Origin of the sequence: Campylobacter showae, assembly GCF_004803815.1 — a bacterium.
GTDB lineage: Bacteria > Campylobacterota > Campylobacteria > Campylobacterales > Campylobacteraceae > Campylobacter_A > Campylobacter_A showae.
This window is the reverse complement of sequence record NZ_CP012544.1, coordinates 1,889,158-1,915,645: the sequence shown is the minus strand read 5'-3', so window position 1 is coordinate 1,915,645 and position 26,488 is coordinate 1,889,158. Positions and strand designations below refer to the sequence as shown.

The window sequence follows — 26,488 nt, the reverse complement described above, 5'->3', positions numbered from 1 at the left end:
TTTGCTCTAAATTTACAACCTTTCTTACCGATTTATTACGATTTCAGGCTAAAATCGCAGTGAAAAAAAATTAAAAGGAAATCCAATGGAAAACAAAATCATGGATAGCGTGAGGGGCGGATTTTGGACGAAGCCCGTCATCATTTTCGTCCTGCTTTTGCTGCTGCTTATCCCGCTAGGTTTCATCAGCTCGATGATCTCTGACCGCGCCTACGTCAAGCAAAGCGCCGAGGAGTCTATCATGCAGCCGGTTGGCGGCCCGCTTAGGATCGAGGGCGTTTTGATCTCGGTGCCGTATAAAAAGCAAGCGGCGATCTACAACGAAAACGGCGTAGCGGCGGTATCTCAGACAACCGAGCAGATCATGATAGTGCCGCAGTCATACGAGCTATCGACCCAGCTAAATCCACAGTATCTAAAACGCGGTATCTTTAGCGTGCCCGTTTTTAACGGCGACGTCGCGCTAAAAGCAAAATTTGCGCCGCTAAATTTCGAGCAGCTAAATATCGCGGAAAGCGACGTTTTGCTAGGCGAGGCGACGCTGATTTTAGGCGTGGGCAGTAAAAAGACCTTTACCGCGTTTCCCGCGCTAAAAGCAAACGGGCAGGATCTCGCGCAGTCTTTTGCGCCGCCTAAATACTCGCCCTTTGCCCAAAGCGTCCACTACAAACTACCTGCAAATTTAGCAAGCGGCGGGTTTGAGCTAGCGGGCGCGCTATCTATGCAGGGCGGGCAGAGCGCGAGCTTCGTTCCCGTCGGGCAGGATAATAAATTTGACGTAAAATCCTCGTGGAGCTCGCCGTCTTTTAGCGGTGGCTGGCTACCTAAATCGCGTGAAGTTACTAGCAGCGGCTTTAACGCGCAGTGGGAGATCTCGGGCCTTAGCACCGGCGTTCCGCAGGCGTGGATCATGGACGGCAGGCGCGAGATGGGATTTGAGGGCGTCGAGGCTAGCTTCATCAGCCCCGTAAACAACTACTCGCTCATCGCGCGCTGCGTGACTTACGCGATCTTGTTTTTAGCGGTGCCGTTTTTGGCGATATTTTTGTGCGAAATTTACAGCCGCGTCCGCATCCATCCGATCCAGTACCTGCTCATCGGAACCGCCGACGTGCTGTTTTACCTGCTCGTGCTCTCGTTTTCCGAGCATATCAGCTTCCTAGCCAGCTATCTCATCGCGGCCGCAGCCGTGTGCGCGACGATACTTTTTTACGGCTCGGCGATCTTTCGGGCGCGCAAATGGGGCGTATTTATCGCGCTCGTACACGGGGTTAGCTACTGCTTGCTCTACGGTATCTTGCAGTCCGAAGACTACGCGCTTTTGATGGGCAGCGTTATGATATTTGCGGTGATAGCGCTTGTTATGTATCTAACTAGAAAGATAGACTGGTACGAAAACGGGCTGAAAATTTAGCTTTTTGCGGCTTGTCTTTTTGGTTTATACGTCGTTGGAAACTCGGTCGGCTTCGGTCACGGACGACTAGTCCGCTCCCTCGCCTCCGTCGTTTCCGCCTTGTCTAAACGCAAAAATACTTCGCCTTGTCGTTTCATGTTCAAATTTGCAAATTTGGCTCGCCGAAACCCGCACCGCAAAAACGCAAATTTAAAAAACGTGCGGCGCGTAAGCGCTATCGCACCCTTGAACGTGCAGTGGGGTTGGTGGGGGTTTGGGGGCGGAAGGGGCGACGCTTCGTAAGTAGAAACCCCTTCCGCCTCCCAAGAAAAAAGAAAAACTAAAAATTTTTAGAGAACACCAAATTTAATCAACCCAAATTTAGCATCTTAAAGGTGCGGGTCTCGGCGAGTGAAATTTAAAAATTTATCCAAATTTAACGCTATAATCACGCTCGTTTTAAAAACGCACAAATTTAAAGGATAAAAATGAAAAATTTTCTCGTGCTATTTTTGGTGCTTAGCTTTGCCGCTTCGTCGCAGGCATTTGGCGGCGAAAAACCGAGCTCGGCGAAGCAAAACGCTCAAATTTTACCCCCGAGCGAGCTAAAATTTACCCCGCGTCCCAAGCTAAAAGGCAAGCAAACGGGCGAGCTGGAGATGAGGTTTAGCTACGACGTAGAAAGGACGGGCGAGTACGATCCGGAAAGCCGCCTAGAGCTAAACAACGTCTATGAGCGCATCTATACGCCAGAGGGCGAGACGCTATTTTACGGCAGGCTATACGGCTACATCAAGCCGCCCCTGCATCACCCGCAAAAGCAGATCGTCAAATTTATCAAAAGCGGCCAAGAGCGCTGGATCGAGATAGATTTTTATCATGCGGACGGCATGCATAGCGGCACGTTGCAGCTGTGCTTGTGGGACGACATAAACGTCGAAGTCAAAGAGGCCTTTGATGAAGGCAACGTCGCTGGGCTATACAAATCGAGCAATAAATTCGACGTGATGTTGGGTATCTTTTCGGACAATAATAACTTCTCCTACTCTAGCGACGGCAAACCCCGCCAAAAACACTTTATCACGGTGCGCTCAGGGCCTAAAGAGGACTACTACGAAAACTACGACGAAAACGGCGCGATCGAAAACACGAGCTACCAAAAGGACACGGTATTTATCTGGGTAAAGACGTTTTATCCAGACGGCCGACTAAAGTCGGTTAACGACTACGAAAATAGGACCGAGCGGGAGTATGATGAGAGGGGGAAGATAATAAGAGAGGAGAAATTTTGAGGTTTAGGCTTGTCTTTTGAGCGTCTTTGAATGAGTTTGAAATTTTAAGTCTGCGGCAGACTACTTGTCTAGCCTTGACTTAAAATTTCTGCACAACATTCAAATCCATCTCAAAATACTTCGCCTTATCGCTTTACGCTCAAATTTGAAGTCAAATTTACAAATTTCACTCACCGAGACCCGTACCCCAAAATTGATAAATTCAAATTTGCGACGCTTTGCGTCAGCAAAGCTGTGTCGCCACCTTAAAAGCGTCGTAGGGGGAGGGGGATTAAAGGGGGTGGGGAGCGACTTCGTAATTCAAGCCCCCACCCCCTTTACAACAAAGTAAAAAACAACCTCAAACGGTTGTTTTTTACGCAAAGAACCTAACCTACAATAACAAATTTGACAAAACCAAATTTAGCACCTTAAAGGTGCAGGTCTCGGTGGGTCAAATTCGGTTTCGTTGCAAATTTACGGCAAGCGATTGGCACGCGTATTTTACCGCCTTTGCCAGGAAGCCGGCCGAATTTATAACCGCGAAAGCAAAAAGCGGTAAAATGCGCTAAAAAAGGAAAATTTAAAAAATGAGCGAAAAATTACAACATGGCAGTGCGGGCGGGCTGATTTTAGGTATAGAAAGCAGCTGCGACGACAGCTCGGCGGCACTGCTCGACATAGAAACGCTGGAGTTAAAATTTCACAAAAAAATCTCGCAAGACGCCGAACACTGCGCATTCGGCGGAGTGGTACCGGAGCTAGCTGCGCGCTTGCATACGGCTGCGCTACCTAAAATTTTAGAGCAAATCAAGCCCGAGCTACCCCGCGTAAAAGCCGTTGCCGTCACGAACGAGCCGGGGCTATCCGTGAGTCTAGTTGGTGGCGTCGCGATGGCAAAGGCGCTCGCCTCGTCGCTGCGCGTGCCGCTTATCGCGGTAAATCACCTCGCGGGGCACGTGTATTCGCTATTTTTATCGCAGGAGGCGCGGCTGCCTGCGGGCGTGCTACTAGTTAGCGGCGGGCACACGATGGTGCTAGATATCGGCGCGGAGGGGGCCGTGAGCGTGCTGGCTGCCACGATGGACGATAGCTTTGGCGAGAGCTTTGACAAGGTCGCAAAGATGCTGGGACTGGGGTATCCGGGCGGCGTAGCGGTCGAAAAGGCGGCAAAGAGCGGGTGCGAGAGGTTTAAATTTACCGTGCCGCTGCTGGGCGATGCGCGCACGGCGTATAGCTTCTCGGGGCTAAAAAATCAGGTCCGCGTCGAAACCGAAAAGCTCGCCGAAAGCGGAAATCTGGGCGCGCAGGAGATCGCCGATATCTGCTTTGCCTTTGAAAATACGGCTTGCAAGCATATCTTAAACAAGCTGGAAAAGGTATTTGCCCAGCGTAAATTTGAGCGTTTCGGCGTCGTGGGCGGGGCGAGCGCGAACCTAAATTTGCGCTCCAGCCTAAAGGCTCTATGCGATAAATACGGCTGCGAGCTCATCTGCGCGCCGCTAGAGTTTTGCTCCGATAACGCCGCTATGATCGCGCGCGCGGGACGCGAAAAGTACCTGCGCGGCGAGTTTGCGGGGCTTGATTTGCAGGCGAGCCCTAGAAGCGAGCTAACGAGGATTTAGATTTGGCTTTTGGCTGAAATTTGCTTTTTAGCTCAAATTTGGCGATTATTACCCCAAATTTAGCTTTTTGTGGCGCTGTTGCGAGCAGGCGAGTATAAAGCACGGCAAATCTAAATTTGGCGCGATGAGTTAAAAGCGCCAAATTTATAGAATCTAAAATCGTTTCGCTAAAAAAATACCGCGACAATCGCCGCAAACGCTAAGACTGAATAAATTAAGATTTTGACTATGCTTGTTTTTGCGCCGGCTTTTCGCTCGTAAAATACGCTTAATTTGTATTCTGAGCTCTTAAGCGTGCGCCATGCCGCAAAAATCGCCATCACCAAAAGTAACGAGCAAAATTCTCGCGACGGCAAGCCTCTAAAATCCTCCAAAAATAAAATAGTCGCAAGAAGCGTCGCCAAGCAAAACAGCATAAAAAATATCCAGCTCAAAGCGAAGAAAAATACGGCGTCCATTTTGCAATCTATGCCGTGATTTTTATATGCTGCGACCCTAAAGCCGATATAAACGGCAAGCAATGCGCAAGATAGTATCGTGAGCGGGTTAAATAGCGTAGAAAGCGTCATTTGGCTCATCTCCGCGCCCAAGATAGACGCCATGGGCGCAAAAGTAACGAAGGCGCAAAAGTAAAAAAGGATAAATAAAATTCTAGCCTGGAAAATGACGCTAAGAACTGATTTTATGATTTTTAACAATTGTTTCCTTTAAACATTTGGCGACTTAGGGCTTGAAATTTGACTACGATTTTAGCTAAATTTTAAATGAAATTTATCGACTCTCGTCTAGCAGGTCTTAAATTCGGCGTTGCTATAATGTATTTACTTGAGCCGTTTAAATTTGAAATGCAGCGGGTCGCCTTTTGGTTTATAAATTTATCTGCTTTATCGCTCGTAAAATTTCATCCTCGCGGTCTAAAAAATCCTTTGAGATGACGATAAATTCGTTATTTTTTAGCAATGTTGCGTCATAGATCGGCGCTTTTAGCGTCGCTAGATCGATCATCTTTGCTCCCGCTCCCGCAGCGATCATCTCACCAGCGGCGTTGTCCCAGATAGAGCTTGGCGAGTAGCGCATGTAAGCGCCCGCAAGGTTTTCGGCGATGCGGCAGTATTTGATCGCCGAGCTTAGCCGCGCGATGTCAAAATTTAGAGCGGTCGCAAGCTTGCCGGCCGTTACGTTTTTGCCGCGTTTGCCGCTGATTATCGTTTGCGGCGCGCATTTGCTTGCGGCTAGAGTTTGCGGTATAAATGAGCCGTTTTCGTAAAGCTCGTTTTGCGTTGGCTCGCCCTTTGCCGCGCTATAAATTTCGCCGGTAACGGGCACGTAGATAACGCCAAGAACCGGGCGACCGTCCTCTATGAGCGCGATACAGACGCAAAACTCGCCGCTACCCTCGATAAAATCCTTCGTGCCGTCTAGCGGATCGATGAGCCAAAACGTCCGCGCGGACTCGCCTAAAATCTTTTCCTCCGAGCAAATTTGGATCTGTGAGCTTTTTAGCGTTTCAAATATCGCGGCGTTTGCAGCAAGGTCGGCTGAGGTCACGGGCGAATGATCGGTTTTTAAATTTACCTCGAAATCTCGGCGGTTTTGGCTGCATACGCTTTCGCTCAAGGTCGAACGAGCCGCTAAAATCTCGTCGTCAAAGCCCTTGTGGGCGTAAAATTTCATTATCTCGTCGCCTGCTTTGATGGCTGCAAGCCTGGCTAGGTTTAATAATTCGTTTAAATTTTGCATTTTGGTTTCTTTTTGCTGTATTTTTAATATTTTGATTTTTCTTGTTAAGGGGGAAGGGGCTTGAATTACGAAGTCGCTCCCTTCCCCCTTAACAATCCCCCAACCCCTGCGACGTGAGAGGTGGCGACACTGCTTTGTCCTGCGTACAAAGCGTCGCGAGTTTCGTAAATTTTGATGGAGTTAAATTTATAAATTTGAGCTCAAATTTGAACGCAAATTGATAAGCGACAGTATTTTGCGATGAATTTAAATGTTGCGACGGAAATTTTGAGCAAGACTAGACAAATAGTCTGTCGCAGCTCAAAATTTTCTAGCTCATTTAAAGGCGCGCAAAAGACGACGCGTCACTTCGGCGTCCTGTTCGTCTCTCCAACGTACAGTTGTCTTGGACGGACTATCTTGATACTCTCCTGTTCTTTTAGCTCTATCCACTGGCTGATCCAGCCCGGGATCCTGCCGATGACGAAAATAACCGCAAACATATCGTTTGGTATGCTAAGAGCTTTTAAAATCAGTCCCGAGTAAAAATCGACGTTCGGGTAGAGGTTGCGCGAGATGAAATATTCGTCGTTTAGCGCAATCTCCTCGATCTTTTTGGCAATTTTTAGAAGCTCGGTGTTTATGCCGATCTCGTCAAACAGCTGGTCGCACATAGATTTTAGTACCTTCGCGCGCGGATCGAAGTTTTTATACACGCGGTGACCAAAGCCCATCAGCCTAAACGGATCGTTTTTGTCTTTGGCGCGGGCGATGTATTTGTCGACGTTTTCGACCGAGCCGATCTGCTCTAGCTGGCGGATGACGCCTTCGTTTGCGCCACCGTGAGCCCAGCCCCATAGCGCTCCGATACCTGCGGCGATACACGCGTACGGGTGCGCGTGCGTCGAGCCTACCGTGCGTACGGTCGTCGTGGAGGCGTTTTGCTCGTGATCGGCGTGCAGCATAAAGACTGTATCAAGCGCCTTGACCTCGATCTGGCGCAAATTTACGTGCTCGTACGGGTAGCTCCTCATCATGTATAGGAAATTTTCCGTAAAGCCGCGGTCTAAATTTGGATAAATGATCGGCAATCCGCGCGAAAATCTATAAGAAAACGCCGCGATGGTCGGGATTTTGGCGATTATTCGCATCGCCATCTCGTGGTACTCCTCCGGCTTGTCCATATTTAGGTGATCGGAGTAAAAGGCCGAGAGCGCCGCTACTGCCGCCTGCAGGATCGCCATCGGGTGCGCCTTATCCGGAAAGGCGTCAAAGAGCTTCATCATGCCCTCGTGGATGAAACTGCGCTTTTTGAGCTCGAGTTTAAATTCGTCGTATTGCTTTTTGTTCGGTAGCTCTTTATTTAGCAGCAGATACGCCACGTCGATGAAGGTTTTGTTTTCCGCTAGATACGCGATATCGTAGCCGCGGTACATCAGCTCGCCTTTTAGCCCGTCGATATAAGTGATGCTAGAGCGGCACATCGCCGTCGAGGTATATCCGCGGTCAAACGTAAACATCCCCGTATCGCTAAAAAAGGTCGAGATATCGATGACGTCGGGCCCCATCGTACCGTGCAGTATCGGAAAGTCGTAGCTTTTGCCGTTTCTGTTGTCTGTTAACGTAACCGTATCGCTCATTTTGGCTCCTTTTGCAAATTTTTATTTTCGTAGCTCATTAGAATTTTGATACAAATCGTTACTATTATAGCCTGAGTTAGGCTCGCTAGTATGAAAGAGAAGTAAAAATTTTCATTTATACCACCTGATTTGTAGGCTATGGTAGCAACCGCGATAAGAAGCGTTAGCGGCATCGAGTGTGATAGCGCAAAAAGGACGGTATTTTTTAGCCCTAGGATGTTTAAAAACACCGTGCTAGCCGCTAGCCTAAAGCCTATCATGACGCCAGTTATCAGCGCCGCGTCGCGCACGACTCCGTCTATCATAAAGGCGTTAAGCTTAAACGTCGAGCCGATATGCACGAAAAATGTCGGCACCAAAAAGCCAAAGCCAAAGCTAGCAAGCTTGTGCGGAAGGTCTTTTTTGTGATCGAAAAATGTCGCGATAAAGGTCCCCGCCACAAACGCGCCGAAAGCTATCTCTAAATTTAAATAAAGCATAAGCGCGATGATGCCAAAAAACAGCGCCATACACAGGCGGATGTCTTTTTCGGAGTTGTCGTAGTGGGGCATTAAGATGATGCGTAGCTGCGGATACCACCAAAACAGCACGTTTAGCGTCTTGTACCCGATCACCGCCGTGGCTAAAAATCCGCTCAAATATATGATCGAAAACGCCAGCTCGCTACCCGCGCCAAATTTCATATACGCGCCGACGAAGGTTAGTAGCGTGATGCTCACGACCTCGCCGATCGAGCCGATGAGCATGCCGATATTTAGCCACGCCTCGTTTTTGCCGTACTCCTTAAACAGCGTAAATATCATACCCACGGCCATCAGTGGCATGATGAGGATAAAAAGGCGGTTTAGATCAAACGAAAACGTCAGCAGCGCCGAGAGTAGGTAGAGTATCGCCAGATAGACGACGCCCGTTTTTAGGATCTTTTTATCTATCGTGAAAAATAGCTTGAGATCGACCTCCGTGCCCGCTAAAAACATGAGGTAGAAAAAGCCGACTTCGCTCACGATTTTAAACATCTCGTTGTGCCCGATAAAGCCCAAATACCCGGCTACCGAACCCAAAATAATCTCCACCGGCGCGATAGGGATGCGTAAAATTTTAGAAAAATACGGCGACGTAAAGATGATAAAAGCTAGCGCGATGAGAATATTTAGCCCGTTTGCCTGCAAGAAAGTCCTTTGTAAATGGGGGATTATAACCTAAGGTTTTTTATTCTTTGATAAATTTGACTCTCTGGGGCTTGTCTCGCGAGCGCTTTTTGCGGATTTCGTTAAAATTTGACTCGATAGGCTATATGCCTTATCTTCGTCAAATTTTAACTTCAAAACCCCAAAAATCATCTCACGATACTTCGCCTTATCGTTTTACGTTCAAATTTGAAGTCAAATTTTACTCGCCAAGACCCGCACCGCAAAATCGATAAATTTAAATTTGCGACGCTTTGCGTCAGCAAAGCAGTGTCGCCACACCTCTCACGTGCAGTGGGGTTGGTGGGGTTTCTGCGTCGCTGCGCTAGCAGCTGCAAGCAGACGGGGGCGGGTCTGCCTTCGGCAGTTGCGAGTGCGTAGCACGACGCAAAGGAAAAGGGCGCTCTATTTCGCTTCGCTCGTAGCTGCAAGCAGACCGTAAGTAGAAAGCCCTTCCGCCACCCAAGAAAAAGAAAAACTAAAAAAATTTGGAGAATCTTAAATTTAACAAAACCAAATTTAGCACTTTAAAGGTGCTGAGCTAGGTGCATAAAATTTAGATTTTCAGCGAATAACGGTGCCTAGATAACAAAACCCGAGGCAAACAGAAACGCTAAAAAACGCGTTTAAAAATGCGGCTAAATTTTGTCCCGAGCTAAAAAGGCGCACCGTCTCATAGCTAAACGTCGAAAACGTCGTAAAACCGCCGAGCGCGCCGACGACTAGAAATAGCCTTAAATTTTCGCTCAAATTTAATGAGAGTAGTACGCCGATCAAAAAGCTACCAAGAGCATTGACGCAAAGAGTAGCAAGCGGAAAATCGGGGCAAAATTTAGCGACCGCGCCGCTTAAAACAGCTCTACAAACCGACCCCAAAAATCCGCCGCACCCGATTAAGAGCAAATTTTGCATCAGTGGCAAAGCGTCGCGAAGCTAAATCCGCGCGCTTTAAACTCGGCGATATCGCGGCTGGCGACCTCGCCCTTGGTCGTGAGGTAGTCGCCGATGACGACGGCGGATACGCCGTGATCAAAGATTTCGTATTGACGTTCGCCTAAAATTTTCTCGCGACCGCCTGCTATCATAACGCGAGCGTTAGGCAGTGCGCGGACGGTGTCGTCGATGATCCGTAGGGCTTCGTCCGCTCCCATAGGCGGCCGTTTGACGCGTAGCGCGTCATTTTGGATAAAGAAATTTATCGGGCTAGAAAACGGATCAAGCTTCGCAAGGCTAGCTTGCAAGCTCGCGCGGTCGGCCTCGCTCTCGCCAAGCCCGTAAATGCCGCCCGTGCAAAGCATTAGCCCCGCTTCTTTGGCGTCGATGTTGGTCTGCCAGCGCTCGTCCCAGCTATGCGTCGAGCAAATTTGCGGGAAAAACTCGCGCGAGGTCTCAAGGTTGTGATTGTAGCTAAACACGCCCGCGCTTTTTAGCTCTTTTAGCTGCGGCAGCGTCGCCATGCCGTTGCAAGCGATCAGCATGAGGTTTGGGACTTCTTTATTTACGGCGCGCGCGAGGCGGGCGATCTCCTCGGTCTTTTTGTCCGTGAGCCTTGCGCCGCTAGTGACGAGGCAAAAGCCTAGCGCATGGTTGGCTGCCGCGATCTTGGCCTCGGCGACGACTTGCTGGGCGGATTTGATTTTGTATTTTTCGATATCGGCGTTTATGCCCGCACTTTGCGTACAGTAGCCGCAGTCCTCGGGGCAGTTGCCAGAACTCACCGAACAAATAGCACACAACATAATAGTTTTCATTAGATTATTCCTTTTTTAGCGGCTTGTCTTTTTGCCCTACACTTCGTTGGATTTCGCTGCGGGCTACAGTTACGTATTATATATACACTCCTTTGCCCTTGCTCATCCGCCTCGTCTATGACAAAAATACTTCGCCTTGACTATTTTTGTTTCAAATTTGAAGTCAAATTTGCAAATTTTACTCACCGAGACCTGCACCGCGAAAATGCTAAATTTGGCTTAGTTAAATTTGGAATCAAATTTTGTTTCCAAATGTGCGGCGCAATAGCGTGTTTTAAATTTGTAAGGCGACGTATTTTTGCGTTTAGACGAGGCGGAAATGAGCCGAGCGAGGGCGCATACAAGTAGTATGTAACCGAGCTTCGGCGAAATTTCTAACGAAGTATAAACCAAAAAGACAAGCCGCCGTTATTGCTCCACGATTTGCACCTTTTTCTTGCACTTCGTACACTCGTGAAACGTCCCTTTTTTTAGCTCTTTTTTGATCATATCGCCGCCGCATTCGTCGCATTTTTGCGCGACCGGCTCGTAGTTTGAGACGAAGTCGCATTTTGGATAGTTTGCGCAGCCGTAAAATTTACCCCTGCGGCTGATGCGCTCGACGATATCGCCGCCGCATTTTGGACACGGCACGTCGATCTTTTTGAGCTCTTTTTTCGGTTTTGTGGCTGCTTCGCCTTCCTGCGTGCCTTGCCCTTCCTTTGCGATATTGCGCGAGTATTTGCATTTTGGGAAATTTCCGCACGCGATAAACTCGCCGTAGCGTCCCTTTCGCAGTAGTAGCTCGCCGCCGCACTCAGGGCACTTTTCGCCGATCGGAGTGGCGACCTTTTGGCTTTTTATGCCTGTTTTGCCAGCTGAGATTTTATCCATAAACGGATGATAAAAATCGCTCAAAAGCTTCTGCCAGTCGGCTTTATCTTCGGCGACATGGTCGAGCTTTTCTTCCATATTTGACGTAAATTCGCTATCTACGATATCGCTAAAATGCTCCTCTAAAACGCCCATCATCGTAAAAGCGATCTCGTTTGGCACGATCTGTTTTTTCTCGACCTTGACGTAGTCGCGAGAGGTTAGTAGCGAGATGGTCGGCGCGTAGGTGCTAGGTCTGCCGATGCCTAGGCTTTCTAGCTTTTTAACGAGTCCGGCCTCCGAGTAGCGAGACGGCGGCTCGGTGAAGTGCTGCGAGCTTTTGATGCTTTGCAGGCTCATCTCGTCGCCGATTTTTAGGTCGGGCAAAATTTTATCCTTATCCATATCGCCGTAAACGCGGTAAAAGCCGTCAAATAGCACCTTGCGGCCGCTGATTTTAAACTCGCCCTTTGCGCCCGCGACGAATACGTTTTGCGTTTGGCTCACGCTAGCGCTCATCTGGCAGGCTAAAAAGCGGTTGTAGATGAGCGTGTAGAGGCGTAGCGCGTCTTTTTCGAGATACTGCGCGGCGATAGCGGGCGTGAAGCTAAGATTTGTCGGGCGGATAGCCTCATGCGCTTCTTGCGCACCTTTGCTTTTGGTTGCGTAAATTTTAGCCTTCGCCGGCAGGTAGCGTTCGCCATACTCTTTCTCGATCATCTCGCGCGCGGCTGCGACGGCTTCTTTGGCGAGATTTAGGCTGTCCGTTCTCATGTAGGTTATCGCGCCCATAAAGCCCTGATGCGTCTGCACGCCCTCGTATAAATTTTGCGCGATCATCATCGTTTTTTTCGGGCTAAAGCCTAGGCGGTTGCTCGCGCTTTGCTGCAGCGTCGAGGTCATAAAAGGCGGTGCGGGCTCGGTTTTGCGCTCTTTGGCTTCGATATCGCGGATGCTAAATTTGTCGTTTTTTAAATTTTCTACGATAAATTTGGCTCTATCGCCGTTTGTTATCGTTAGCTTTTCTATCTTTTGCTCTTCAAATTTAACCAGCTCGGCGTCGAGGTCTTTTTTGAAAACCGCGTCGATACTGTGGTACTCGACCGGTTTAAAGTCGCGTATCTCGCGTTCGCGGTCTACGATGATTTTTAGCGCGGCGCTTTGTACGCGTCCGGCGCTTAGACCCTTTTGTATTTTTAAATTTAGTAGCGGGCTTAGTTTGTAGCCCACGATGCGATCTAGCAGACGGCGTGCTTGCTGCGCGTTTACGCTATCCATATTTATCGTGCGCGGGTTTTTTAAAGCGGCTTCGATGGCGCTTTTGGTGATCTCGTGAAACACGATACGAGGCAGGCTTTCGGGCTTTTTGCCGATGGCTGCGGCGATGTGGTAGGCGATGGCCTCTCCTTCGCGGTCCTCATCGGTTGCGAGGTAGATTTGGTCGGCGTTTTTGGCTAGTTCTTTGATCTCTTTTACGATCGCGGAGTGATCGGCGCTTATTTTGTACTCGGGTGTAAATTTTTCACCTTCTATCTTGATGCCAAATGCCGTCTTTGGCAGATCTCTTATGTGGCCTTTTGATGCGATGACATCGTAGTCGCTTCCGAGGAAATTTTTTATCGTTTTGGCTTTCGCGGGAGATTCCACGATGATTAAGCTTTTCATTAATATAGCCTTTTTAATTTTTTGCGGTAATTGTAGCAAAAAATTTAAACTAATGGCATTAATTTATCGTTTGAATTTAAATTTGACTTGGAAAAGTGGGATAAAATTTGGAGCAAAAAGTCGAGCGGGTAAAACTCGACTTTAAAATTCACTTCTAAAGAGCAGGCGTCAAATTTGGCGCCTACATTAACCATTATTTTTGGAGATGTCTTAACTATTGGTGTTTGGGTTTTTGAAATTTAAGACCGCCGAAGCGGCCTTAAAGTGTTAACTACTGAAGTAGTCTTAAAACGTTTTGCTGAACAGAGTTAGCTTGGCTCATAGCATAACTTCCTGACTGAGCAAGGATGTTAAACTTAGAGAAGTTTGCTGACTCGGCAGCGAAATCAACGTCTCTGATTTGAGATTCGGCTGATTTTACGTTTACTTGAGTAACTGTGATGTTGTTTACGGTTGCAACAAGTTGATTTTGAACAGAACCTAGGTCTGAGCGGATCTGGTCAAGTGTTTTTTGAGCAGACTCAGCGATATCCATAACAGCCATCGCACCGCGTAGAGTCATAACGCCTGCTGATTGAGCAGAAGTCATTACGCCGTTACTCATTCTTTGGAAGCCCATAGCAGCTGCTAGGTCTGGATCTAGCTGGCCTCTGATATCTCTTAGAGCTACTGACTGCTGGTTGCCGCCCTGGCTGTTAGCGGTTTTACTAAATGCTACAGATAGGTCTCCGGTACCTGCACCTGTTGAAACCTTGATATCGCGACCGTCTAGGCGAACTAGGTTTAGGCGTCCGATGAACATAGATGTTCCTCTTTTACCGCCTAGGCCGGCACTTACTTTGTCGCCTGAGATTTTTATAGCTCTACCGTCGCGGCTAGTTAGTACCATTTTACCTTCGGTGTTTACAGATGCTTCTACGCCTGTTTGATCTTTAACTTTGTTGATAGCATTTACCAAAGCGCCGTTTTTATCGCCCGCTTTTACTTCTAGGTCGCCGATTTTTACGCCGTTGATGACAAGGCTTAGGATCTGACCGCCGCTGATAGCTTTACTAGATACCCATGTAGTATCAAACGTAGCTCTAACGCCTGTTTTATCGGTTACTTTATTGATGTTTTCAGCTAGTGCGCCTACGCCTTTACCTAGACCGGTTGAAATTGTAGCCGCAGCTACTTTTACGTTGTTTATACCGTCTACGTTTAGGAAAGTAAGGCTAACTACGCCTGCAAATGTCAATAGCTTAGAGCTCTCAAATCTTGTTAAACCGATCTTATCTGACGTAGTAGCGCCGATAGATGCTTTAACTGTTTGGTTTGAGTAAGCGCCGATTTGGAACTCTTTGTTGGAGAATGTTCCGTTTAGTAACTGCTGGCCGTTGAAAGACGTAGAGTTACCGATGTTGTCTAGCTCTTCCATTAGGCGAACGATGTCGGCTTGTAGCGCTTGACGAGAATCGCTTGTTTGACCGTCTTGAGCTGATTGAGTAGCTTTTACTTTGATAGTATCAAGGATTTTTAGCTGCTCGTCCATAGCCTTATCCGCTACTTGGATGATACCGATAGCGTCGTTACCGTTTGCGATAGCTTGACCAAGCGCGCTAGCTTGAGAGCGAAGGCTATCAGCGATAGCAAGACCAGAAGCGTCATCTGCTGCAGTTTGTATTCTCAAACCTGAGCTAAGTTTACCCAAAGAAAGAGAAAGGTTGCGGTTGTTACCGACTGCGTTTGCGTGTGTGTTTAGAGCGTTGATGTTCGTGTTAATACGAAAACTCATTGTAAATCCTTTTAAAGTTTAATTACGACTTCTTGTCGTTCAAAAACTATATCGGACGAAATCAAAAAAACTTTAGGGGTAGAGGTAAAATTTTTTTGATTTTTTCAAATTTGATTGAGAAGGACGAATTTTAGGGCTTTACGGCCGGTGCAAATTTGATTATTTTAAATTTGATGCGGCGAAATTTAGATTTTTGCCGTCAAATTTACGTGCGGCGGATTAAATTTGAGCGCAAATTTGGTCCATCGTTAAATTTGAGTCGTTAGGTAAAATTTGAAAGAGAGAAAATTTGAGAGTTTAAAGAGGATAAACCCCGAAAGGTCGGGGTTTATCGCGGAGATTAGAGGGTTAGCTGCAGGTTTGTACCAGCATCGGCAAGCGTAGCATTGGCTAGATCTACTATGCCGTTTAGTTTTACTACATAGTCGTCAGCGCTTATGCCAGCGGTAGCGTCTGATCTTACTAGATAGGTGTCTGTTGCATTGCTATCAGGATCGGTGTAGGTAAAGTAAGCTAGTTTGTTGCCTGCAGCATTTGCGACGTCTAGGGCTCTAGATAGGTTGTTTGCAAAGTCTAGCGATTTTGTTGAATCGTATCTTGCAATATTTTGATCAATGGTTGCTCCTAAATTTGCGCCTATTTTGAGTTTGTCGCCTTTAGAGAAGTCCGTGATAGTAGCCGTTTTTGATGCAGGGAATGCCGCCGGGTCAGCGCCCACCTTTGTTACCGTAAACGTATCGTCGCCCGCTCCGCCCGTTACGGTTACGCCTGATCTGCTGCCGAAGGTTATCGTATCGTCGCCTGCTCCGCTTTTGATTACTGATTTTTCATCAAGGTGACCGCTAGCGTCAAATGTAAATTTTCCTTTAAGAGTGCTTGCATCTACGGTTTTTACCTTTTTGAAATTGGCGTCTAGAGTTAGTATTGTTGAGTTTGCATCGCCTTTTACTACTATGTTAGCTAGAGTGCCTTTGTCGGCGCCAGCTTTTAGATTTACGGTATTTTCAGCTGTAGCTATCTTTTTTTCGTCCAATTTTGACACTATATCGATGTTTTCTATATTGTCTACTTGAAATTGACCTTTTACCTTTCCATTTGTGATGTCTTTTGGATCTAGTACCAAATTTAACTTATCGGCAGTGCCGGTATCTGCGTCTTTAATCTCTACTTTAAGGTCGTTTGATAAATCATTTTTTTCTACCGTTATAGTAGAGTTGTTTAAGACATTTGTAAGACTTTTGACTGCACTTGCGCCTTGGGCTAGGGTGATATTATTAAAGCCTTCCCATTTTGACATATCTATATCATTTGCAACAGCATTATTAATTCTTATACCTTCGAAATTTTTAAGCGTTACCTTATCCGCTCCAGCGCCTGCAATTGTTGTAGATATAGATATTAGATCCGTTCCCGCTCCGCCGTTGATCGTTTGTTCGGCAGCTGTATCATCTATGTCTACTACGTCGTTTCCTGAGCCTAAAAGCACTTGCGAGCCGGCGATGTTTTTGACCTTTAGTTCAGCGAAATTTCCGGTAAAGGATGCTGCGTTTACGTCTTTTAGCGCAGTTTCTAGTTGTAGGTTGATTTTTAGATCTTTTGCGTTTCCGTCAAAGGTTACTTTCTCTAACTTGTTGTGATTAGGAGAGGCAGAAACAAACTCGATAGTAGACTCTTTTTCGCCGTTAGCGTGGATGGTTAGCTGAGTGGCATTGTCTGCTTGTAGCTTGGCCGTGCCTTTTTCCGTGTAGTTTGTGGTTAGATCCACTTTTTCTTCGTTGGTTGCGATTTGGGCACCGTTAAAGTCGACGTCTTTTACGTTAATTTTAACTAGTTTAGCCGCGGTGAGCGCTGCCGCTAGTTTTAAGTTTGCTAGGCTTAAATCCTCGACTTTATCTAGTCCGTTTGCGCCTACGGTTAGGACTTTTGTGTTGGTACCTAGATTTATGCTAGCTTTTGTAGCCTCTTTTGCAGATATAGCGCTATCATCTCCGCCTTTTACGGATATCTCTTTTGCTTTATCCGCAGTTAGAGTGGCGATTTTATTCGTATCTATAGTTACTTTTTCTTTGGTATCGGTTTCTAGCTTTATGTCCCCAGGGGATGTAATGCTTAGATTATCAAGACCTTTGTTTAGTTTACTCATCAAGGCCGGTGCTGTTGGAGCCTTTATTGTTACCTCTGATCTTATCTCTAAATTTTCTATGTTGGTTACGCCTCTCATGGCATTATCGATATTGTCTAGATCAAGCTCCGAATTTGAGCCGTTTTTTAGTACGGTTACTTTTAGCGTATCTTTACCGCCTAAGCCGTCTAGAGTGTCTAGAGAGGACAAAGTAGAAGTCTTATCGCCGTCACCAGAATAGTAAACAGCGCTAAAAGTATCGTCGCCTTCGGTACCCTTAAGCGTATCGACTCCGGTAGTGAAAATTTTACTTCCCGGTTTTGCAGCGTCTGCTAGCTGGTCTATTTTAGCTTTTTGCTCCTCTAGGTTGGTGCTGTTTGTGGTCTCGATAATCTGCTGGAACGGAGCATAGTTAAAGTTACCAGATCCGTCGCTTTCTATGTCGGTTATCTTTTCAGCCATATATGCCGCGATAGCGGTTTTGTTTGCAAATACCGCCGCTGCCGTAGGGTCTGCCGCGATAGCCTCAGGCGATCTTGCTACTTGGAAAAGAGTAACTAGAGTCTCGCCTCTTGTGTGTCCTAGCTCTAGGTGGCGTACCCAAGCGTTGATGCCGTCTGGATCTTGAGAGTAGTCTTTGCCTAGGATATTTTTATAGATATTTTCTACATATCCTCTGTTTGTATCTATTCTGCCGTTAAAATATGCTGCGATAGCAGGGCTTTGTAGCATAGCGTCTGCGGTTTGCGCTTGATCTCTAAAAACGCCTGCCGAAACCCATGCGTTTAAACCAGCGCCTTCGGGTGCTCTGTTAAATAATGCCACATAAAGTTGGGCTACTTGTGCTTTTGTTACTGCCATAAAAGGCCTCCTTTGGGTAAATTGGGATTTTTGTTTAATTCCATGGCGATTATAGCATTAAATTCCTGATTGTCGATAAATCGTAGATAAAAAAAATGAAAATCTGGGCGGCAGAACCGCACTGTATCGGCCTGCCGCTGTGAAGGATAAAAATGAATTTAGGCGAAACTATAAGACGATATTGTGATCGCTATCTACTCTCGCGCCGCTTAGATCTACCGTGCCGGCTAGCTTGGTCACGTAGTCGTCCTGTCCTACGCCTTGCACGCCGTCGGACGTAACGATGTAGGTGTTTGACTGATAGGTGAAATACGCACTCTTTGACGCGTGCTGAGCGGCCACCTTTTCGGCTTCGCGTAAGTTGTTGGCGAAGTCTAGCGATGCGTCTGAGTCGTACTTGGCGATAGAATTTGACTCCGCGGCAGCGCCTCCGGTGTATAGCTTGTCGCCTTTGCTAAAGTCCGTTATGGAGCTTAGCTTGTCCGTGCCAAAAGGCGAATTCGCCTCCGCTCCTAGCTTGCCGACCTTAAAGACGTCGTTGCCCGCTCCGCCCGTTATTTTAAGACCTGCCACCGAGCCGAAGCTTAGCGTATCATCACCGCTACCGCCTTTTACGACGCCGCCTCTTTCGACGTGATTTCCCGCGTCAAAGGTAAATTTGCCTGTTAGCGAGCTTGCGTCAACGCCTTTTATTTTTACGATATTCTCGCCTAGTTTTAGCTCGGTATTGCCGTCGCCGCTCACGTAGACGCCCGATAGCGCGCATTTAGTCGCGTCGCTAGCGTTTAGGTTTATTACGTTTTTGGCTGCGGCGGTTTTTGCCGTATCGGCGTTTGAGACTATGCGGACGTTTTCTATGCCGTCTATGACGAAATTTCCGGTGTTGTCCAGTCCTGTCGTATTTGCTTTAGGATTTATCTTTAAGATTAGCGTATCGTCTGCGCCGCTCGCCGCGTCTTTGATATTTACGGCTATATCGTTTGCGATCGCGACGTTTTCGACGACTATCGTAGAGTTATTCGCTAGATTATCTATCTTTGCTCCCGCTCCCGCTCCGCCGGCTAGCGTTATGGAGCTCAAATTTGCCCATTTAGTCATATCTACGGCCCCGCTTAAGGCGTCGGTTATCTTTAAATTTTCAAAATTTAAAAGAGAAAGCTTATTTGTCGTCGCGGTAGCTACGGCGGAGGTTACGACCATAGTGTCTTCGCCCGCGCCGCCATCGATCCTATGGACATTTGCCGCGCTATCTATCTCTACGAAATCGTCCCCGCCGCCTAGTTTTGCGGTAGCGTTTTGGACGTTTTTGAGTTTTAGGTTTGAGAAATTACCCTCGTAAGCGCTAGAGTCGAAATTCGTAAGATTTGTTTGAGCGGACAAGTCCATAGCAAATTCTCTCATGCCGCCGTCTACCGCAACCTTGGTTAGCGACGTGATATTGCCCAGGTCTAGCTGGCCTTTTTTACCCGCTTTAGCGTGTAAATTTAACGTTTTTACTTTATCGGCCGCACTTGAAGATAGTTTAGCTAGGCCTTCGTCCGCGTAAGACATCGTAAAATCCACGTCCCGTTCGTCGGTTCGGATGGAGTTGGCGCCAAAATCGACGTCCGTCACGCTGATCTTTTTGGCGCCGTATGCGATGAGTACGTTATTCCCCGACGTATCGTTTATCTTTAAATTTGCAAGCGTTAAATCGGCGGCTTGGGTCGTGAAGTTTTTAAGAGCGTTGGTTTTGCTTTTTAGATCGATATTTACGGTTTTTGCGCTCGTTGCGACTTCGGTTTCGCCGTTAGCTTTCAAATTTAACGTCTGAGCGGCGGTTGCGGCGATATTTGCCTTGCCTTCGCTGTTTACGTTTACGGTTTTAGCGTCTTGCGCGATCAAGGTTACGTCCGATTTTGCCGAGATATCGATGCTTTGCGCATTTTTTGCGTTTAGCGAAACTTTGCCGGTCGTATTTACGGAGACTTTGTTCGTCGCGTCGGTCTCGGATATGCTCACGTCGCCTATGGTAGAGATGTTTAAATTTTCCAGCCCGAAGTTAAATTTGACTCCGCCGGCGTCAAACTCAGTCTCCGAGATCAAATTTAGATTTTCGACGTTGCTTACGCCTTTAAAGATATTTTGAAGCTCGGTCGTAGTCAAATTTTGCGGAGCGTCGTTTTTAAACACGGTCAAATTTAACGTGTCTTTGCCGGCGCCGCCGTCGATTTTATCAAGCGGCGACAAAGTAGATTTTTGCGTGCCGTTGCCTGTGTAGTAAACGCCGTTAAATACGTCGTTGCCCGCGGTGCCCGTTATGTTGTCCAGACCGTCGGTTAGGCTCTTTTCGACGCCTTTGCTGGCTAGCTCGTCTATTTTGGCTTTTTGCGCTTCTAAATTTGACTCGTTCGTCGTCCTGATAATCTCCTGAAACGGCGCGTAGTCGAAATTTCCGCTGCCGTCTTTGCCGATATCGCCTATTTTTTCCGCCATATAGGCCGCGACTGCGGATTTATTTTCGAAAATTTTAGCAGCCCTAGGATCGGCCGCCTTAGCCTCCGCCGACGCCGCTACCTCGAAAAGCTTCGTTAGCGTCTCGCCTCTGGTATGGCCGGCTTGTAGATGCCTTACCCACGCATCTATGCCTGCCGGATCTTGCGAGTAGTCCTTGCCGAGGATGTTTTTATAGATATTTTCGATATAGCCTTTATCGGTATCTATACTGCCGTTAAAATACGACTGTACGGCCGGCGCCTTGAGCATATCGTCGGCTATTTGCGCTTGGGTTTTAGCGGCTCCGGCGCTTACCCACGCGTTTAATCCGGCTCCCTCTGGCGCTCTGTTAAACAATGCCACATAAAGCTGGGCGACTTGTGCTTGCGTTACTGCCATATTGGCTCCTTAGAAGTGAATTTTAGTACTACGTACTAATGATAGTAAATGACAAACATCGTATATTACGATATCTAGGCTAAAAAATCATAAAATACAACAAGCATTTACCGCTGAATTATAAGCAATAACTATTCCATAGAATTTGTAGCTTAAAAAATAAAATTAGTTACTCTGGCACTTTTTAATATTTATTTAAGCATAAAAGGATTACAATCACATTCTTGATGTTTTAGTTACTGGTTAAGGTAAATTTTGGGTAGAGCGGTTAGAGAAATAAAATCAGAAATGGTTTTGATAAAACAAAAGGGCAACTTTTTTGCCGATCAAAGCGAAAAAGACCTTTATGTTGAAATTTTAAGTTCTCTAACCCAAAAATACGATATGGAAATTTTAGGCTACATTTTGGAGCCTAATTCCATATCGCTATTTTTGAAATCCTTAAATATACCTAAGATCATGCAAGAGCTAAATAGCACCTTTATAAGAAATAGGAATAAAGCGCGGGGTTATATCCAAGAAAGCGATATCAAAAGATACGAAATCCGAGACGTTTTTATAAACGAATTTGAGGATGTTTTGGCATTTTTGCAGCAAAACGGCGGATATACCTTCAGAAGCATCGACAAAAACTTAAGTTTAGCAAAAAAAATAGAGATTCAAAATTTTAAAAAAAGGACTGAAATGAAAATAGTTGCTTTAAATTCAGAAGTACATAACGGAGTGTCTTATCACCAAGATGCGTTACCAAATTTCCCGTTTGCGGAGATAGTGGCGAGTGAGGCGTTTTTCTGCGAGAAAGATTTACCTATAGTTTTCACGAACGACGTAGTGCCTAAACTGCTAGTACTACTAGGTAGAAATGAAAATTTAATAATAGATAAAAACTACAAAGGCTACGTACCTGCGATCTTGCAAAACTATCCTTTTACTCTTGCTAAAGTCGAGGATAAAAATATCCTTTGTATAGACGAGGATGCGCCTCAGCTAAAAGGTAAAGGCGAAAAATTATTCAAGAAAAACGAAGAGCCGAGCGAATTTTTGCAAAACACCATAAATGCTATGCAAAACTACAATGCCCAGCTAGAAGCTACGCAAAAAGCGTTAGAAGAGATCAAAAAGGCTGGAATTTTGATAAACAAAGAGCTTACAGTATCCGATAATGACAAGAAAATCACTTTAATCAAAGGCTTTTCTGTCGTGAGCAGAAAAAAGCTAAACGAGCTTGACGACGCTACTTTGGCTGATTTTGTTAGAAAGGGCTATGTTAGCCTTATAGATGCGCACATTAGAAGCTTAACGAATTTGGAAAATTTGGCGGGTAGAATTTTAGAAAACGAAAGTAAAAAAGAAAATGAAAGTAAATGAACTAAAGGAGAGTATTAAAAAATCCAAACACGCTATGATATATGCTGGAATTTTCAGCATGTTCATAAACGTTTTGATGCTAACTTCTCCTCTATATATGTTACAACTTTACGGTAGGGTCGTAACGTCAAGAAGCCTTGATACGTTATTTTTCCTTACGCTGATAGTTATATTTTTATATCTATGTATGATGTTTTTCGAAATTTTACGTTCGAGAATTTTGGTAGTTTTTTCAAACCAGATAGACTTAAGGCTGTCCGAGAGAGTGTATGACGCGATCTTTAAACTCTCGGCCAGACAGCCCGGCAGGGTATCTTCTCAGCCGATGAGAGATCTAAATACCATAAAACAATATCTCAGCACCAACGGCGTGTTTGCATTTCTTGACGCGCCGTGGCTACCTTTTTATATATTGATACTGTTTTTCTTCCACCCGTATTTTGGATATTTTAGTATCGCGGCCGCGATCGTTTTGTTTATTTTGGCTCTTTTAAACGAAGGTGCGACTAAAGACGGACTAAAAAGATCAAATGACGCTTTTGGCGCCGAAACACGCTTTGTCGATCTAAATTTGAGAAATTCCGAAGTCATCCAAGCTATGGGCATGAACGGAAATTTAAAGAAAATTTGGCACAAAAAGCATAATGAATTTCTAGAAGCTCACTCCGAGTCTAGCGTAAAAGCCGGAATGTATGCAAATATCAGTAAGGTATTTCGCGTCGTTTCACAGTCGCTAATGCTTGGTCTTGGCGCGTATCTGGTCGTCTTGCAGGAGGTAAATCCGGGCATGATGATCGCGGGCTCTATTATCATGGGTCGCGCGTTAGCTCCGCTTGATATATTGATCTCAAGCTGGAAAAGCTATAAGAACACCAAAGAGAGCTATGCTAGACTTTCGCAGTTTTTGGAAGATTTCCCTGCCGACAACGAAAAGCTTAAGCTTCCGGATCCAAAAGGCGATATTTTCCTAGAAACCATAAGCCTAGTACCGCCTCATGGCAAAGCGCCTACTTTGATGGGCATAAATTTCGAGCTTAAAAGCGGAGATATGTGTGCCATAATCGGTCCGAGCGCTGCTGGTAAAAGCTCACTAGCTAGAGCGATGCTGGGAGTATGGCCGGTATTTCACGGCGTAGTGCGCGTGGACGGAGCCGATATTACTCAGTACAACAGCGACCATTTGGGTCAGTTTGTGGGGTATTTGCCGCAAGACGTCGAGCTTTTCGAAGGAAATATTGCGGAAAATATCGCGAGATTCGGCGAACTGGATAGCGAGGCGATCGTGCGGGCTGCAAAGCTAGCTAACGTTCATGATATGATATTAAATTTGCCGGACGGCTATGAAACTAAAATAGGCATAGGCGGAGCCAGCCTAAGCGGTGGTCAACGTCAAAGAGTCGCTCTTGCCAGAGCGCTTTATAAGGAGCCTAAAATAATCGTACTGGACGAACCTAACGCTAGTCTAGACGAAGAGGGCGAAAGAGCGCTATTTGCGGCGCTTGCATCGATGAAAGGTAAAGCGACTATAGTGTTAATAACGCACAAGCTAAATATCTTAAATTTAGTTGATAAAATCGCCGTTTTAAATGCGGGAAGATTGATGTACTTTGGCGCCAGAGATGCGGTATTGGCTGAGCTAGGCAAAGCAAATGCGCAACAACCGCAGGTCGCAGAACAACAAAAAAGGCGTAGCATAAGCCTAGAAGATGCGGAGGGCTAAGATGATACTTAAAAATGAAAAAGGCACCGTAAATTTTGGGTTGTTCGTTATATTTTTGCTAGTCGGAGTTTTTGGAATTTGGCTCGGCATGGCGCCTCTTAATAGCGCTGCCGTAGCCGTCGGTAAAATAGGCGTAGTTAGCAATAAAAAAATCATCCAGCACCTCGAGGGTGGCGTCGTAGATAAAATTTTCGTTAAAGACGGAGATATGGTCAAAGAGGGCGCTCCGCTCGTCGAGATCAAAAATGTTGCTTTGCAAAGCGAGATGAGCGTAGTTAGAGCAGAATTTTTAAGAACCAGCGTCATAGTTTCTAGATTGGAAGCCCAAAAAGACGATGCGACGGAAGTCAAATTTAGCGACGAAATAAAGCAAATCGAAGGTTATAAAGAGGCTATAGACGGGCAGTTGAGTATATTTAATGCGCAAAAAAAGCTTTTGGATGAAGAAAAATCTATCCTAAAGCAACGAATAAAACAGCTTGAAAATCAAATCAAAGGCGCAAATGCGATAGTAAGCGCCAAACAAGACCGCATAAAGTCTTTGAACGAAGAGATTAAGGAGTGGGAAAGGCTATTTAAGGAACAGTTGGCAGACAAAGTCAGGCTACGCGACCTAAATAGAGAAAAAACGGCGGTCGAGGGTGAAATAGCTGCGGGCAAGGCCGAGATAGCAAGACTAAACGTCCAAGTTACCGAGACGCAAGCTCAAATTATATTAAGAGATAGAACGTTTAAAGAGGATGTATTAAAAAAGCTTGAAGACGCTAAAACTCGTCTTGTGGATCTTCAACAACGCTATAATGCTTTAAAAGATCAATCCGAGCGTACTATCGTAAAATCTCCGGTTGAGGGTAGCGTAGTAGAACTAGCCTTCCATACTATCGGAGGCGTAATAAGGCCGGGCGAGAGAATAATGAGCATAGTGCCGGACGAGACCGACTATGTCGTAGAGGCTAGACTAAACGTAGTAGATATAGATACGGTGCATGTGGGACAGCTTGCCGATATTAGATTTAGCGCATTTCAGCACAGGCCGAGCTTCGTCATGGAAGGTAAAGTAACGTACGTATCGGCCGATAGTATTCAGGATAATGCAGGTCACTCGTTTTACGATATTAAAGCCGAGCTTACCGAAGAGGGCATGAAAGAGTTTAAAAGAAACGACTTTTTTATAGTTCCCGGAATGCCAGTCGAAGTAATGATCAAAACCGGCGATAGGACGATGCTTGAGTATGTCTTAAAGCCGTTTATAGATATGTTTAAAAGGGCGTTCAATGAAGACTAAAATTTTACTTTCGGCCTTGTTGGCTTCAAATTTAGCTTTTGCTCAAAGCGTTAGCCTTTCTCAGGCATACGAAATGGCGCTTGAAAACAATAATGAACTCAAAATGACCATGTATAATAGTATAGCCTCTCAAGAGAGGCTATCTCAAGCTACGGCCATGTTTTTGCCGACCATTAACGCCGAAGCTGCATATGTTGGCGAAAAATACGACAGAATGGACAGGCGAAGAGTATCAAAAATAAATGAAAGCTATAAAAAGGTAGGCGTTAGCCTTAGTCAGAGCGTATTTAGGCCGGCAATCTGGTATCAAAGAAATCAAGAAGAGATCAGGGTACGCGGCAACGAGCTGATGTATGAAAATACCAAACAAGAACTGGCAAAAAGGGTCGTGGAGGCATATTTTAACTATACTTTCGCATCAGAGACGCTAGCTCTTGCTCAGAGCTACGAGGAAGCCAACCGAGCCAAATACAACCAAATGCAGAAGTCTTTGGAATTCGGGCTGGTAAATAAAATGGATATGCTTGAATCTAAGGTTAGATTAGACGAGGCGTTGCTGGGCGTAAACAAAGCTAAGCTAAATATCGAAGTAGCAAAGCTAGAGCTAGTAAAGCTAGTCGGGCAAGAGATCGAGGTGAAGGATAGCTTTTCAAACATCGATACCGAATTTTTCAAAAAAGTAAATTTGTCGAATTTTAGCGACGTAGCAAGAAATTTTAAATTTCAAGACAGCGTTTTGGCCGTCGAAATCTCAGAACAAGAATACAAAAAGAGAAAAAGCGAGCATCTCCCTACGCTTGATTTTAGCATCAGCTATGCAAATTTGTATTACATAGACAATAATTATTCGGGCGACAGAAGAAGAAAGCTGGATACTATGTTGCGATTTACTCTGCCTTTATATACGGGCGGTGCGACCAGCTCAAGAGTAGAGGAGGGTAAACTACTAAGACTAGCTAGCATCGAACAACAAAAAGATATTCAAAAAGAGATAGAGATCAGCCAAAAAAGAGCGATAAATAACTATCTTAATTATATCGACGAATGCGAGTTAATGAAGCGCTCTTTGGAAAATGCGGAGCTTTATGTAAAATCAATAGAAAGAGGCTACGAAGAGGGCTTGAAAGATGCGGTAAATTTGTTTGATGCTCGCGCTAGAGTTTTTAAAACCAGAAACGAAGCACTAACGGCATCTTATAATTTGGTCCTCGCATATTTGGAAATCCAGTGGCTTAATTCCAATATATCGGTTGATATGATGCGGGACTTGCAAAGAGCGTTTAGGTAAAATTTATTTTTTAAATTTTTACGTTTTAAGTGATTTTTTATGCTATAATTAGCAACAGTATTCTGTAAAGATACCCAAAAACTCAAGAAACAC

The 26,488-nt window shown here is 45.8% G+C and carries 17 protein-coding genes; 7 read left to right on the top strand and 10 right to left on the bottom strand.

The features are described 5' to 3' along the window. Positions 1–85 precede the first annotated feature (85 nt). From creD to tsaD, 3 genes are all read left to right on the top strand, one after another. Positions 86–1,414, top strand: a complete 1,329-nt coding sequence (gene creD, locus CSHOW_RS09335; protein ID WP_004321475.1) for a cell envelope integrity protein CreD — start codon at positions 86–88, stop codon at positions 1,412–1,414. A 467-nt stretch (positions 1,415–1,881) separates the two neighbouring features. Then, complete coding sequence (locus CSHOW_RS09330; RefSeq protein WP_004321472.1) at positions 1,882–2,685, top strand: toxin-antitoxin system YwqK family antitoxin; 804 nt, start codon at positions 1,882–1,884, stop codon at positions 2,683–2,685. A gap of 605 nt (positions 2,686–3,290) precedes the next feature. Then, complete coding sequence (gene tsaD, locus CSHOW_RS09325) at positions 3,291–4,289, top strand: tRNA (adenosine(37)-N6)-threonylcarbamoyltransferase complex transferase subunit TsaD (protein ID WP_039895312.1); 999 nt, start codon at positions 3,291–3,293, stop codon at positions 4,287–4,289. Positions 4,290–4,456: 167 nt separating this feature from the next. Here the strand turns inward: tsaD and CSHOW_RS09320 are convergent, their stop codons facing one another. The 10 genes from CSHOW_RS09320 to CSHOW_RS09275 form a co-directional block, all read right to left on the bottom strand. Next, positions 4,457–4,987 (bottom strand): hypothetical protein, encoded by a 531-nt coding sequence (locus CSHOW_RS09320; protein ID WP_004321467.1) that lies wholly within the window; start codon positions 4,985–4,987, stop codon positions 4,457–4,459. Between the two features lie 169 nt (positions 4,988–5,156). Further along, positions 5,157–6,029 (bottom strand): 3'(2'),5'-bisphosphate nucleotidase CysQ family protein, encoded by an 873-nt coding sequence (locus CSHOW_RS09315; RefSeq protein WP_004321466.1) that lies wholly within the window; start codon positions 6,027–6,029, stop codon positions 5,157–5,159. 344 nt (positions 6,030–6,373) lie between these two features. After that, on the bottom strand, positions 6,374–7,648 hold the full coding sequence (locus CSHOW_RS09310; RefSeq protein WP_004321465.1) for a citrate synthase: 1,275 nt from the start codon (positions 7,646–7,648) through the stop codon (positions 6,374–6,376). After that, positions 7,645–8,817, bottom strand: a complete 1,173-nt coding sequence (locus tag CSHOW_RS09305) for a cation:proton antiporter (RefSeq protein ID WP_004321464.1) — start codon at positions 8,815–8,817, stop codon at positions 7,645–7,647. Before CSHOW_RS09305 ends, CSHOW_RS09310 begins: the two co-directional genes overlap by 4 nt. A gap of 582 nt (positions 8,818–9,399) precedes the next feature. After that, positions 9,400–9,747 (bottom strand): fluoride efflux transporter CrcB, encoded by a 348-nt coding sequence (crcB, locus tag CSHOW_RS09300; RefSeq protein ID WP_004321460.1) that lies wholly within the window; start codon positions 9,745–9,747, stop codon positions 9,400–9,402. Beyond that, the gene (locus CSHOW_RS09295; RefSeq protein WP_004321459.1) at positions 9,747–10,586 is read right to left on the bottom strand and encodes a biotin synthase; all 840 of its coding nucleotides are present in this window, start codon (positions 10,584–10,586) and stop codon (positions 9,747–9,749) included. The genes crcB and CSHOW_RS09295 overlap by 1 nt, the downstream gene beginning before the upstream one ends. A gap of 408 nt (positions 10,587–10,994) precedes the next feature. Beyond that, a complete protein-coding gene (gene topA / locus CSHOW_RS09290) occupies positions 10,995–13,103 on the bottom strand; it encodes a type I DNA topoisomerase (RefSeq protein WP_004321457.1) in 2,109 nt (702 codons plus the stop codon). 271 nt (positions 13,104–13,374) lie between these two features. Then, positions 13,375–14,877, bottom strand: a complete 1,503-nt coding sequence (locus CSHOW_RS09285; RefSeq protein WP_004321454.1) for a flagellin B — start codon at positions 14,875–14,877, stop codon at positions 13,375–13,377. Between the two features lie 340 nt (positions 14,878–15,217). Continuing rightward, positions 15,218–17,860, bottom strand: a complete 2,643-nt coding sequence (locus tag CSHOW_RS09280) for a DUF4214 domain-containing protein (RefSeq protein ID WP_004321452.1) — start codon at positions 17,858–17,860, stop codon at positions 15,218–15,220. Positions 17,861–18,028: 168 nt separating this feature from the next. Next, entirely contained in the window at positions 18,029–20,734 is a 2,706-nt protein-coding gene (locus tag CSHOW_RS09275) for a DUF4214 domain-containing protein (RefSeq protein WP_004321449.1), read from the bottom strand. A 255-nt stretch (positions 20,735–20,989) separates the two neighbouring features. Between CSHOW_RS09275 and CSHOW_RS09270 the strand changes: the two genes are divergently transcribed. Genes CSHOW_RS09270 through CSHOW_RS09255 form a run of 4 tightly spaced genes read left to right on the top strand, consistent with a single transcriptional unit; the run spans position 20,990 to position 26,395 of the window. Next, positions 20,990–22,102, top strand: coding sequence for a SapC family protein (locus tag CSHOW_RS09270; protein WP_004321447.1), 1,113 nt, complete (start codon positions 20,990–20,992; stop codon positions 22,100–22,102). Beyond that, on the top strand, positions 22,089–23,822 hold the full coding sequence (locus tag CSHOW_RS09265) for a type I secretion system permease/ATPase (protein ID WP_004321446.1): 1,734 nt from the start codon (positions 22,089–22,091) through the stop codon (positions 23,820–23,822). The genes CSHOW_RS09270 and CSHOW_RS09265 overlap by 14 nt, the downstream gene beginning before the upstream one ends. Position 23,823: 1 nt before the next feature. Then, positions 23,824–25,107: an HlyD family type I secretion periplasmic adaptor subunit gene (locus tag CSHOW_RS09260; RefSeq protein ID WP_002948840.1), complete on the top strand. Its 1,284-nt coding sequence runs from the start codon at positions 23,824–23,826 to the stop codon at positions 25,105–25,107. Beyond that, positions 25,097–26,395, top strand: coding sequence for a TolC family protein (locus CSHOW_RS09255; RefSeq protein WP_002948839.1), 1,299 nt, complete (start codon positions 25,097–25,099; stop codon positions 26,393–26,395). The genes CSHOW_RS09260 and CSHOW_RS09255 overlap by 11 nt, the downstream gene beginning before the upstream one ends. Positions 26,396–26,488: the final 93 nt, after the last annotated feature.

Bases quoted from the DNA above. Each gene is read 5' to 3' on its own strand.
- CSHOW_RS09315 (WP_004321466.1), bottom strand. From the start codon at position 6,029: ATGCAAAATTTAAACGAATTATTAAACCTAGCCAGGCTTGCAGCCATC.
- CSHOW_RS09255 (WP_002948839.1), top strand. From the start codon at position 25,097: ATGAAGACTAAAATTTTACTTTCGGCCTTGTTGGCTTCAAATTTAGCT.
- CSHOW_RS09275 (WP_004321449.1), bottom strand. From the start codon at position 20,734: ATGGCAGTAACGCAAGCACAAGTCGCCCAGCTTTATGTGGCATTGTTT.
- CSHOW_RS09295 (WP_004321459.1), bottom strand. From the start codon at position 10,586: ATGAAAACTATTATGTTGTGTGCTATTTGTTCGGTGAGTTCTGGCAAC.
- CSHOW_RS09260 (WP_002948840.1), top strand. From the start codon at position 23,824: ATGATACTTAAAAATGAAAAAGGCACCGTAAATTTTGGGTTGTTCGTT.
- topA (WP_004321457.1), bottom strand. From the start codon at position 13,103: ATGAAAAGCTTAATCATCGTGGAATCTCCCGCGAAAGCCAAAACGATA.
- CSHOW_RS09280 (WP_004321452.1), bottom strand. From the start codon at position 17,860: ATGGCAGTAACAAAAGCACAAGTAGCCCAACTTTATGTGGCATTATTT.
- crcB (WP_004321460.1), bottom strand. From the start codon at position 9,747: ATGCAAAATTTGCTCTTAATCGGGTGCGGCGGATTTTTGGGGTCGGTT.
- CSHOW_RS09310 (WP_004321465.1), bottom strand. From the start codon at position 7,648: ATGAGCGATACGGTTACGTTAACAGACAACAGAAACGGCAAAAGCTAC.
- CSHOW_RS09285 (WP_004321454.1), bottom strand. From the start codon at position 14,877: ATGAGTTTTCGTATTAACACGAACATCAACGCTCTAAACACACACGCA.
- CSHOW_RS09265 (WP_004321446.1), top strand. From the start codon at position 22,089: ATGAAAGTAAATGAACTAAAGGAGAGTATTAAAAAATCCAAACACGCT.
- CSHOW_RS09330 (WP_004321472.1), top strand. From the start codon at position 1,882: ATGAAAAATTTTCTCGTGCTATTTTTGGTGCTTAGCTTTGCCGCTTCG.
- creD (WP_004321475.1), top strand. From the start codon at position 86: ATGGAAAACAAAATCATGGATAGCGTGAGGGGCGGATTTTGGACGAAG.